The following is a 9,739-nucleotide window of genomic DNA, read 5'->3' as shown; positions in this document are numbered from 1 at the left end:
CATGCCGAAGCCCAGGGTGGCGGCGGGGAAGCCGGGCGGCTCCATCAGTCCGCCGACGATCCACATCCCCTGCCGTTCCCCGTAAAATATCACATGACGCTGCCGGTGCAGACGATCGAGCTCCTGCCGGAATTCCGCGCGGGAACGGTACCGCCGGGGAATCTCCGCCTGCTGGAGAATCCGGAGCCGTTCCGTTTCCGGAGCGGCGGCGAGCAGGAGAAGTTCCGTGGCGTTCTCCTCCAGATCCCAGCTGTGCCCGATGAAATCTCCCACCTTTGCTCCCGGCGTGTGACCGCATTGAAAAATCAGATAACGGCGGTTGCGGTGTGCTACGGAGAGGTTGATCATCCTGCCGCCGAGTTCGGTCGAGAGTTCCCGAAGCGGTTCTGCTGCGGCGGCGGCCAGCGTGTTGCTGCTGGTCGCCCGGCAGCCGTAGGCGGTGAGCGCGGGGCCGCCAGCGTAGCCCGCCCGCCGCGAAATCTGCACCAGGTACCCGCGGTCGGTGAGCGTCTGCATCAGGCGGACGCAGCTGCTCGGGTTGATGCCGAGTTTTTCCGCCGCGGTTTTCGGTGTGACCGCTTCGCCGTCCCGGGTGGAAACGAATTCCAGAAGATCGAGCGCTTTCTGCAGGGTTTTCAAGATAATTGCTGTATTTGAAATTATAATTTCTATATATGCAATTAATATAACCGGTCTCGAAGGAAAGTCAAGGGCGGGCGGGAATTGAAAAAAGGGGACTTTTGTGGTATAGTATATGAATATTTTCTGTCCGGGGAGCGTTGATTGTAGAGGAGGTTTTGAAATGAAATGGCTTTTCCTGCTTTTTCCGGCGACGGCGCTGCTGTTTGCCGGATGCGAATCTGTAAAATCGGATGCTGGAGCGGTGCCGCAGAGTGCGGCCTCCGTGCTCGGCGACCTTCCGCTCGGGATCATCGGCGAGACTGAGGCGGTCTATCTGGAGGGTTTTTCCGCTCCGTTTGAGGCACGGGTTGATACCGGTGCCACGACCAGTTCCATCGACGCGAGAAATATCCGCGGGTTCGAGCGGGACGGGAAGAAATGGGTGTCGTTCCAGATCGTCAGCCGCGGCGAGAAGCTCACCCGCAGTTACGAGCTGCCGGTGGAGCGCGTCGCCACGATCAAACGGCACGGTGCCGAATCCATGCAGCGCTACACGGTTCTGCTGACCTTCCGCATCGGCCACCTCACGCTGCAGCGGGAGTTCACGCTGGCCGACCGGAGCCATTTTGAGTATCCGGTTCTGCTCGGGCGCAACGTCATCAACGGGCTGGCGGCGGTGGATCCCTCCCGCCGCAACGTGCTGTAACATTTGGAGGAGTTCATCTCATGCCCGACCATCAAGGCCATCGCCGTCTGCTTTTTTTCATCGTCGCGGTGCTTTTCGTATTGACCGCGGGAGTGGTCTTCGTCAAGGTTCGTTTTCTGGATTTCAGTTTGAACGACCGCTCGTCTGTCTTTTATCAGCTGGATGCTTCGGTCTCCTTTCAGGCGGTGCCGGGGCAGCCGGTTCATCTCTCCCTTGCCCTGCCGGAGCTGACGCCGGGGTACTACTTCTCGCTGGTGCCGGAGGGGAAGCGGAATTTTCAGTTGACCGAAGAGGATGGAGACCGGCGGGCCGTGCTCAATTTGCCGCCGACGTCGGGCCGGCAGACGGTCAACTGCCGTTTCCGGGTGGTGCCGGGAACGGTGCCGGAACCGGTGCTGCCGCCGCCGCCGGAAGGGTTCCCGGTCCTTCCGGATGCGACGGCCGCGGCGTGTGACGCTCTGCTTGCGAAGATCGATCCCGGCCGGCGGCTTCCGCCGGAAGAGCTGGTTCCGGCCCTGCTGCGGGAACTGGCCGCCATTCCTCCCGCGGAACGGAAACTTCTCTCCGGCAGCCGCGCCGGCGGGGAGGGGACGCTTGCCGCCGCCATTACGGTGCTCGGCCGCTGCGGACTGCATGCGCGTCTGCTGCGGGGAATCAGTCTGGATGACCGCCGTCTGCAGCAGTTGCCGGTCGATTTCCTCGACCTCTATTTTGACGGAACCTGGCACGTGTTCCGGGCCAACACCGGCAAGGAGGGGTTGCCGGAGGGATTTCTGATTCTCCAGCGGGGAGGGAAATCGCTGTTCGAGCTTTCCGGCGGAACGCATTCGGCGGTCCGCTATTCGGTCACCCGGGTGCCGACGGGGGCGGAGACTCTGAACCGGATCCGCTCCCGGATTATCGGCGAACGGAATTTCCCGAACCTGACGCTCTTTGCCCTGCCGGCGGGGACGCAGAACATGTTTCAGAAGCTGGCGCTCCTGCCGCTGGCGATTCTGCTGATCGTCGTGGCGCGCAACATTGTCGGAATCCCGACGATGGGGACCTTCATGCCGGTGCTGATCGCCATGGCGTTTCTGGAGATGAAACTGCTGCCCGGCATCATCTGTTTTCTGCTGATTCTCACCGTGGGGCTGGCGATTCGCTTCTGGCTGTCGAAGCTGAATCTATTGATGGTGCCGCGGATTTCGGCGGTGGTGGTGGTGGTGATTCTGCTGATGCAGCTCATCAGCATGGTCGCCAACGGGCTGCAGCTGCGGGACTTCATGGCGGTGACTTTCTTCCCCCTGATCATCATCGCGTGGACGATCGAGCGCGCCTCGACGATCTGGGAGGAGGACGGCGCCCGGAACACCCTCATGCAGCTCGGGGCGAGTCTGGCGATTGCCGCAGTCTGCTACCTGATTCTCTCCAACAGCTATCTGCAATATTTGCTCTACACCTTTTCGGAACTCAATCTGGCGATTCTCGGCGTCATCCTGCTGCTGGGCACCTATACCGGCTACCGGGTGAGTGAACTGATTCGCTTTCAGCCTCTGGTGAAGCCATGAAACTGCCGCGTCTGGTTTCTCCGCGAGCGCTTGCCGCGTCGGGTGTGCTGGGCATGAACCGGCGCAACTACAGTTACATCATGCGCTACAACCGGCGGGCCGACTACCCGGATGTGGACGACAAACTGCGCACCAAGGAGCTGGCGATGCGCGCCGGTGTGACGACGGCGGAGCTGGTCGGATGCATCCGGTTTCAGTATGAGGTGCGGGAGTTCGGCAAGCTGGTCGCGCCGGTGCCGGACTTCGTCATCAAACCGGGGCACGGCAGCGGCGGCCGCGGCATTCTGGTGATCAAGGAGCACGATGGAACCCGGTTCCGCAAGGCGAACGGGGCATATTGCGACTATGCGATGATCTACGAGCACATTTCGAACATCCTGAGCGGCCTTTACAGCCTCGGCGGGCAGGTGGACTATGCGTTGGTCGAACGTTGCATCGACTTCTCGGACATCTACAGCCGTTTCAGTTATCAGGGGGTGCCGGATGTGCGGCTGATCGTCTTCCGGGGGTATCCGGTGATGGCGATGATCCGGCTGGCCACCCGCGAATCGGACGGGCGGGCGAACCTGCACCAGGGGGCGGTCGGCGTCGGGCTGAGCATCCGCGACGGGAGTCCGCGCTTTGCCGCGCGGCACAACCGTGAGATCACCCACCATCCGGATACCGGGGCGCCGTTCTCCGAACTGCGCGTGGCCGACTGGGAGCGTCATCTGGATCTGGCCGCCCGTTGTGCTGAAATGACTCCGCTCGGCTATTTCGGTGCGGACATCGCCACCGACCGGCAGCGCGGCCCGCTGCTGCTGGAATTGAACGCCCGGCCGGGGCTGGCGATTCAGATCGCCAACGGGCAGGGACTGCTCTCGCGGCTGAAGTTGATTGAAAGCCTGCCGGAGGGCGCTCACCCCACCCAGGCGGAGAAGATCGCCTTCGCCCGCGAACACTTCGACTGATTTTACGAAACATCCATGTGCCGGTGACGGGTGGGGACACACTCGTTTCCGCCGAAAAAAAAACACCGCCCGGAGCATCCCCCGGGCGGTGTTCTGCTGTCTGGAACTTACCGGAACTGGATCACCGCCGGATCGTAATCCGCCGGCGCCTTGTAGCCGAGCAGTTCGATGCAGGTCGCGGCCAGCGAACTGATGCCGAGACCGTCGCGCAGCTCCGGCTTGTATTCGCCCTTGCTCTCCGGATCGTAGATGATGCACGGCACCGGATTGAGCGAATGGCTGGTCTTGCGGCAGGGGTTGCCCTCCGCATCGAGTTTAACGTTGCCCTTCTTGTCGTGTTCGAGCATGTCGTCGGCGTTGCCGTGGTCGGCGGAGATCACCAGCACGCCGCCCGCCTTCTTCACCGCCTCCACCAGACGGCCGAGGCAGAGGTCCAGCGCCTCCATCGCCACCAGCACCGCTTCCATGCTGCCGGTGTGGCCGACCATGTCGCCGTTGGGATAGTTCAGCCGGATCATCCGGTAGGCGCCGCTTTCAATCGCCTCGATCACCTTGTCGGTGATTTCGGCGCACTTCATCCACGGGCGCTGTTCGAAGGGAACCACATCCGACCGGATTTCCACGTAGGTGTCGAGCTTGTCGTCGAACTTCCCGGAACGGTTGCCGTTGAAGAAGTAGGTCACATGCCCGTACTTCTGGGTTTCGCTCACCGCGAGCTGGCTGACGCCGGTCGCGCAGAGATATTCATCCATCGTGCGGTCGATTTCCGGCGGGTTGACCAGGAAGAGCTTCGGCGCGTGCAGGTCGCCGTCATACTCCATCATCCCCGCGTACATCACCTTCGGACGGCGGCCGCGGTCGAACTTGTCGAACGCCTCCTCCTCGAACGCCGCCGTGATCTCCAGCGAACGGTCGCCGCGGAAGTTGAAGTAGATCACCGAATCGTTGTCCTCAATCGGCCCCACCGGCGTCTTGCCGTCGTCGGAGATGACGAATGCGGGCAGATCCTGGTCGATGGCGCCGGTCCGCTCACGCAGCTTCACGATCGCCTCGTGCGCATTGGGGAAGAACTCCCCGTTGCCGTGCACGTGGGTTTCCCACCCCTTGTGAACCATTTCCCAGTTCGCGCCGTAACGGTCCATGGTGATGACCATGCGGCCGCCGCCGGAAGCGATCCGGAAGTCGACGCCGTCGCGGTTCAGCCCGGCGAGGAACTCCTCGAAGGGATCGATGTACTCCAGCGCCGAGGTTTCCGGCACATCACGGCCGTCGAGCAGCGCGTGGATGCGGATGCGACGGACCCCTTCCGCCTTCGCCTCCAGCACCATCGCCTTCAGATGCGCGATGTTGCTGTGGACGTTGCCGTCGGAAAAGAGACCGATGAAGTGGAGCGTCGAATTGTGCTCCTTCACATTGGCGATCAGCTTCTTCCAGGTTTCGCCGGCGAAGAGCTTCTTCGACTCGACCGCCTCTTCGACCAGCTTCGCGCCCTGCGAGAAGACGCGGCCGCAGCCGATGGCGTTGTGTCCCACTTCGCTGTTGCCCATGTCGGCGTCGGAGGGCATCCCCACCGCGGTGCCGTGCGCCTTGAGACGGGTGGTCGGGCACTCCTTGAGCAGGCGGTCCAGCACCGGAGTGTGGGCGTTGAGCACCGCATCGCCGTCGGTGTACTTGCCGAAGCCGACGCCGTCGAGAATGGCGAGCACCACCGGGCCGCGGCGCGGGGTGAAATCCGGATTTTTCTTCAAAGGTTCAAGCATGATGAAATTCCTCTCTATCGTTAGTTGCGGTGGCCTTCCTTGTGCGGAGGCAGGACGCCGCGCTTGCTGCTTTCACAGAACTGGATGAATTCGAGCACCTCCGGAGTCTGCGGCAGCTCCTCCTTGATTTTCGCGAGCGCGTTGGAGGGGATGAGTCCGCTGCGGTAGTAGATCCGGTAGAGGTGTTTGATGATGGTGATGGTTTCACTGCTGAAGCCGGCGCGTTGAAGCCCGACTTTGTTGATCATTTTGACGCCGCCGTTGCGTCCTTCGGCCATCATGAAGGGGGGGACGTCCTGCGAGAAGACCGAGCCGCCGGAGATGATGGCGAACCGGCCGATCCGGCAGAACTGGTGCATCCCGGAGAGCGCCGAGAGAAGCACGTTGTCGAACACCTCGCAGTACCCGGCGCAGCCGGAGAAGCCGACGAAGATGACGTTGTTGCCGATCCGGCAGTTGTGGGCGACGTGGGTGGCGTTCATGAACATGCAGTGATTGCCGATGACGGTTTCACTGTCCGGCTTGGTGCCGGTGTGGATGGCGCACCCTTCGCGGAAGATGTTGTCGTTGCCGATCTTGAGATAGGTTTTCGCCCCGGGGACGACCGCGTGATCCTGCGCCGGCTGCCCGAGCGCCGCGAAGGGGTGGACCACATTGCCGGAGCCGAGCGTGGTGTAGCCGTCGATATTGCAGTGACCGATCAGCCGGGTGCCGGCTCCGATGGTGACGTGGGGGCCGACATAGCAGAAGGGACCGACTTCCACGCTGTCATCGAGGATGGCGCCGTCTGCGACGATTGCGGAGGGATGAATTTTAGGCATACGGAAAACCTCTCATGTTCCGAAGATTAAGGGATGTTGCTGTAATATATCATCAAAATGGGCTTCCGGCAAGTTTCCGTGCTTGCAAAAGCGGCATAAAGATACTAATTTAATGAAATTTCGAAACAGGAGGTTTTTTCGACGTGGAGCGGATTGCCATTGTATTGGACCGGCTGCGCAGTGCGCACAACACCGGCAACATCTTCCGGATTGCCGAAGCGGTCGGCGCGGCGGAGATCATCGCCTGCGGCTACACCCCCGCGCCGCCGCATCCGAAGCTGGCGAAGACCGCCATGGGGGCGGATGCGATGGTGCCCTGCCGGGTGATGGCGGATTCGGCCACGGCGGTCCGCACGCTCCGGGCGGAGGGGTACCGGATGATCCTCGCCGCCGAGCCCATGCCGGGAAGCCGGTTCGCCTGGGAGATGAAGTATGAGTTCCCGCTGGCGGTGATTTTCGGCAACGAGGCGCTCGGGGTGGCGCCGGAGACGCTGGAGCTGGTCGACGGGCTGGTCAGTCTGCCGATGTTCGGCGAGAAGGCCTCGATCAACGTCGGCAACGCGGCGGCGGCGATCCTCTATGCCATTGTGGCGGTGACGCGTTACGGAGTGAAGGTATGAAGATCAAACTGGTGGGCAAGAATCTGGAGGACATCCGTCCGTTGCTCGGCGAATTCGGACTGGAGGAAGCGGAGCGGGATTTCTCCCTGGTGGTCGCTCACGGCGGCGACGGAGCGCTGCTCGGCGCGGAGCGGGATTACCCGGGCGTGCCGAAACTGCCGATCCGCGACGCCCGCACGGCGCCGCTCTGCCCGGAACATCGCTGTGAGCTGCAGCTCGCCGCCTTCTGCGCGGGGAAAACGCCGCTGGTGTCGCTGCCGAAGGTGGCAGGCCGGGTGCGGGGCCGCGTGGTCACTGCGCTGAACGATGTATTTCTGCACAACCTCGATCACTCCAGCGCGTTGCGGTACCGGGTGTGGATCGACGGGGAGCTCTACGCCAACGAGGTGGTCGGCGACGGGGTCGGTCTTTCGAGCGTCCACGGCAGTACCGCCTATTACCGCAGCATCACCCACAGCATTTTCCGGGTCGGGATCGGGCTGGCGTTCAGCAATTCCACCGAGGAGGTCAACCATCTGGTGCTGGCGTCGAATTCGCGGGTGGAGATCGAAGTGGTCCGCGGCCCCGGCATTCTGATCGCCGACAATTCACCGGAGCGGATTGAGGTGGTCGAAGGGGAGCGGGTCGAACTCTTCGAGTCGGAGCTGTGCGCCTCCATCTACGGACTGGGCAATTTCATGTGTCCGCGCTGCCGGGTGCTGCGCCATCCGAACAAACTGCCGTTCCGGGGATTTCACTTCTGACCGGCGGTCTGGAGCCGGCGGGCGAGGGTGCCGTCCTTCAACGTGTCGACGAAATCCGGCAGGGAGTAGTTGCAGCTGCGAAGAATGCGGTTGTCGAGAGGGCGGATGGGCGTGCGCCCCATCCGCTCCCGGACGAAGAATTCGAACGCCCGGCTGAACTCTCCATCCAGCCCGGCGGGCAGCAGGCGTGCCTTGCGCAGTTCCCGGTAGAGTCCGGCTCCGAAGCCGCGGGCAATCCGTATCGGCGGCATCTTCGGGTAGACCCGGATGAAGCCGGCCATGCCGCCGAAGGAGATCCAGTCCGCCTCCCGGTTGGCGCCGGTTGGTTCGAACCGGTCCGGTTCCGGAATCGGCAGGTCGCGGGTGGCGAGTTGAAGCAGCAGGAGCCAGGAGTGGGCGCCGACCTCGCGGGCCTTCTCCCGCCATTTGCGCGGATAATCGTCCGCATTGAGCTGTGCGAGCATCCGGTCGAGTTTCTGCATCCGTTTCCGCAGGGCGTGGATCGAAATGCGCGGGCTGAAGACCCGCTTTGCCGGAGGCTCCACCGATTCCGGCGGAACCGTCGGCGGAGGTGGCGGCGGAACGGAGTCCGGCGGGGGCGACTGATGTTCCGCAGAATCTGAAGCTGTCTGCACCGGGCGGGCCGGCCGGGTGACCGGCGGGGAGGCCGGCGGCGTGGCGACGGCCCGTTGCGGAGATTCCGTCGGCTGCTGCCGGGGCGGGGGCAGTTCACGCACCGCTTCGCCGGAGAGAGCGACTTTCAAGAGCTCGTCCGGGGCAACCGCATCGCCGACGGGGAGCGGTTCCGCCGGCGGTTCCGGCGTGATGGTGATCGGTGTGAGCGTCGTGTCCTCGGTGAGGAACCGGAAGGCGGTGTAGAAGAACGCCCCCAGAAGCAGAAAGATCAAGACGAACGCCACGACCAACAGCGGCGTGAGCAGCGGGTGGCGGCGGTTGCGGAGGGCGGCCGGTTGATTCCGCTGCGCCTGCCGTTTCGCCGCGTAGCCGGGCGAGTAGAGCCGGGCGCGGGTTTCCCGCAGAAAAGCGGCGACCTCCTCCCAGTCGGCGGGGCGGTGCTCCGGCTCTTTTTCCAGCATCTGCATCACGAATCCGGCGAGTTCCGGGTCGATGTCCGGATTGGCCTCCCACAACGGCGGGGGCGGCAGGTTCTGGTGGGCGTCGATGAGGAAATCGGTGTCGCCCCGGAAGGGCGGTTTCCCGGCTGCGAGTTCATAGAACATCACGCCGAAGCTGTAGATGTCGCTGGTCTGCCCCACCTTGGCGAACTCTCCGCGGATCACCTCCGGCGCGGCATAGAGCGGGGTCACCACGATCTCATCGGCCCCCGGAACGCCGCTGATCCGGGCGAGCCCCAGGTCCGCCAGTTTGAGGCGGCGGTCGCCGTCGCGGATCAGCAGATTGCCCGGCTTGATGTCGCCGTGGATCATCCGGCAGTGTTTCCAGGCGTAGGCGAGCGCGTCGGCGAGCTGGATCGAGAGATCCAGCAGGAAGCGGAACGAAAGCTCCTCCGGATGGTGAATGCGGATATCTTCGAGCGTTCTGCCCGGCACATACTCCATGGCGAAAAAGCAGAAGCCATCCGGCGAAGAGCCGGCGTCGAGCGCCTGCACGATATTGGGATGGTCGAGCCGGGCGGCGAGCCGGGCTTCGCGCAGGATGCTCCGGGTGTACTCCGGTTCGGCGGCCAGCTCCGGGAGCAGGAGTTTGAGGGCCACTTCACGGTCGAGCGTCAGCTGGCGGGCGAGGTAGACGATACCGTTGTTGCCCCGCCCGAGTTCGGCAAGAATCCGGAACCCGGCGATATCCCGGCCTTTGAGATGTTCGAGGGAGGGGGCCGCCATGATGGCACTCACCGGCAGGAACGGCACCCGGCGCCGGACCGGTACCCGGAACTCCCGGTCGTTCGCCGGGGAGAGAGATCGAAGATACGGTTCATAATTCAGCTCC

At 63.2% G+C, this 9,739-nt stretch carries 9 protein-coding genes; 5 read left to right on the top strand and 4 right to left on the bottom strand.

Annotated features, from left to right (window positions below; genetic code table 11):
* A partial coding sequence (locus ACMLHG_RS14885; protein ID WP_417171009.1) for a helix-turn-helix domain-containing protein occupies nucleotides 1–639 on the bottom strand: 639 nt, incomplete at its 3' end.
* Nucleotides 640–802: 163 nt separating this feature from the next.
* Between ACMLHG_RS14885 and ACMLHG_RS14880 the strand changes: the two genes are divergently transcribed.
* Genes ACMLHG_RS14880 through ACMLHG_RS14870 form a run of 3 tightly spaced genes read left to right on the top strand, consistent with a single transcriptional unit; the run spans nucleotide 803 to nucleotide 3,827 of the window.
* Nucleotides 803–1,327 (top strand): ATP-dependent zinc protease, encoded by a 525-nt coding sequence (locus tag ACMLHG_RS14880; RefSeq protein WP_417171008.1) that lies wholly within the window; start codon nucleotides 803–805, stop codon nucleotides 1,325–1,327.
* A gap of 20 nt (nucleotides 1,328–1,347) precedes the next feature.
* On the top strand, nucleotides 1,348–2,877 hold the full coding sequence (locus ACMLHG_RS14875; protein ID WP_417171007.1) for a 7TM domain-containing protein: 1,530 nt from the start codon (nucleotides 1,348–1,350) through the stop codon (nucleotides 2,875–2,877).
* Nucleotides 2,874–3,827: an alpha-L-glutamate ligase-like protein gene (locus ACMLHG_RS14870; RefSeq protein WP_417171006.1), complete on the top strand. Its 954-nt coding sequence runs from the start codon at nucleotides 2,874–2,876 to the stop codon at nucleotides 3,825–3,827. Before ACMLHG_RS14875 ends, ACMLHG_RS14870 begins: the two co-directional genes overlap by 4 nt.
* A gap of 107 nt (nucleotides 3,828–3,934) precedes the next feature.
* On the opposite strand, the gene gpmI is transcribed toward ACMLHG_RS14870, so the two are convergent.
* Both gpmI and lpxA read right to left on the bottom strand, forming a co-directional pair.
* The gene (gene gpmI / locus ACMLHG_RS14865; protein WP_294436465.1) at nucleotides 3,935–5,587 is read right to left on the bottom strand and encodes a 2,3-bisphosphoglycerate-independent phosphoglycerate mutase; all 1,653 of its coding nucleotides are present in this window, start codon (nucleotides 5,585–5,587) and stop codon (nucleotides 3,935–3,937) included.
* A 20-nt stretch (nucleotides 5,588–5,607) separates the two neighbouring features.
* On the bottom strand, nucleotides 5,608–6,408 hold the full coding sequence (gene lpxA, locus ACMLHG_RS14860) for an acyl-ACP--UDP-N-acetylglucosamine O-acyltransferase (protein WP_417171005.1): 801 nt from the start codon (nucleotides 6,406–6,408) through the stop codon (nucleotides 5,608–5,610).
* 143 nt (nucleotides 6,409–6,551) lie between these two features.
* On the opposite strand from lpxA, the gene ACMLHG_RS14855 reads away from it, so the two are divergent.
* Together ACMLHG_RS14855 and ACMLHG_RS14850 are read left to right on the top strand one after the other, a co-directional pair.
* On the top strand, nucleotides 6,552–7,028 hold the full coding sequence (locus ACMLHG_RS14855) for a TrmH family RNA methyltransferase (protein WP_294436463.1): 477 nt from the start codon (nucleotides 6,552–6,554) through the stop codon (nucleotides 7,026–7,028).
* Nucleotides 7,025–7,771, top strand: a complete 747-nt coding sequence (locus ACMLHG_RS14850) for a hypothetical protein (RefSeq protein ID WP_294436462.1) — start codon at nucleotides 7,025–7,027, stop codon at nucleotides 7,769–7,771. The genes ACMLHG_RS14855 and ACMLHG_RS14850 overlap by 4 nt, the downstream gene beginning before the upstream one ends.
* Here ACMLHG_RS14850 and ACMLHG_RS14845 read toward each other — a convergent pair.
* Nucleotides 7,762–9,633, bottom strand: a complete 1,872-nt coding sequence (locus ACMLHG_RS14845) for a serine/threonine-protein kinase (RefSeq protein ID WP_417171004.1) — start codon at nucleotides 9,631–9,633, stop codon at nucleotides 7,762–7,764. The two genes, ACMLHG_RS14850 and ACMLHG_RS14845, sit on opposite strands and share 10 nt — an antisense overlap.
* Between the last annotated feature and the right edge of the window lie 106 nt (nucleotides 9,634–9,739).

The organism is Victivallis sp. (assembly GCF_048170485.1).
Taxonomy (GTDB): Bacteria; Verrucomicrobiota; Lentisphaeria; order Victivallales; family Victivallaceae; genus Victivallis.
Note: the sequence above shows the minus strand (reverse complement) of the source record. Positions and strands in the feature narration are given on the sequence as shown.

Coding starts and splice junctions, on each gene's coding strand:
- ACMLHG_RS14880 (WP_417171008.1), top strand. CDS start 803: ATGAAATGGCTTTTCCTGCTTTTTCCGGCGACGGCGCTGCTGTTTGCC.
- ACMLHG_RS14875 (WP_417171007.1), top strand. CDS start 1,348: ATGCCCGACCATCAAGGCCATCGCCGTCTGCTTTTTTTCATCGTCGCG.
- ACMLHG_RS14870 (WP_417171006.1), top strand. CDS start 2,874: ATGAAACTGCCGCGTCTGGTTTCTCCGCGAGCGCTTGCCGCGTCGGGT.
- gpmI (WP_294436465.1), bottom strand. CDS start 5,587: ATGCTTGAACCTTTGAAGAAAAATCCGGATTTCACCCCGCGCCGCGGC.
- lpxA (WP_417171005.1), bottom strand. CDS start 6,408: ATGCCTAAAATTCATCCCTCCGCAATCGTCGCAGACGGCGCCATCCTC.
- ACMLHG_RS14850 (WP_294436462.1), top strand. CDS start 7,025: ATGAAGATCAAACTGGTGGGCAAGAATCTGGAGGACATCCGTCCGTTG.
- ACMLHG_RS14845 (WP_417171004.1), bottom strand. CDS start 9,633: ATGGCGGCCCCCTCCCTCGAACATCTCAAAGGCCGGGATATCGCCGGG.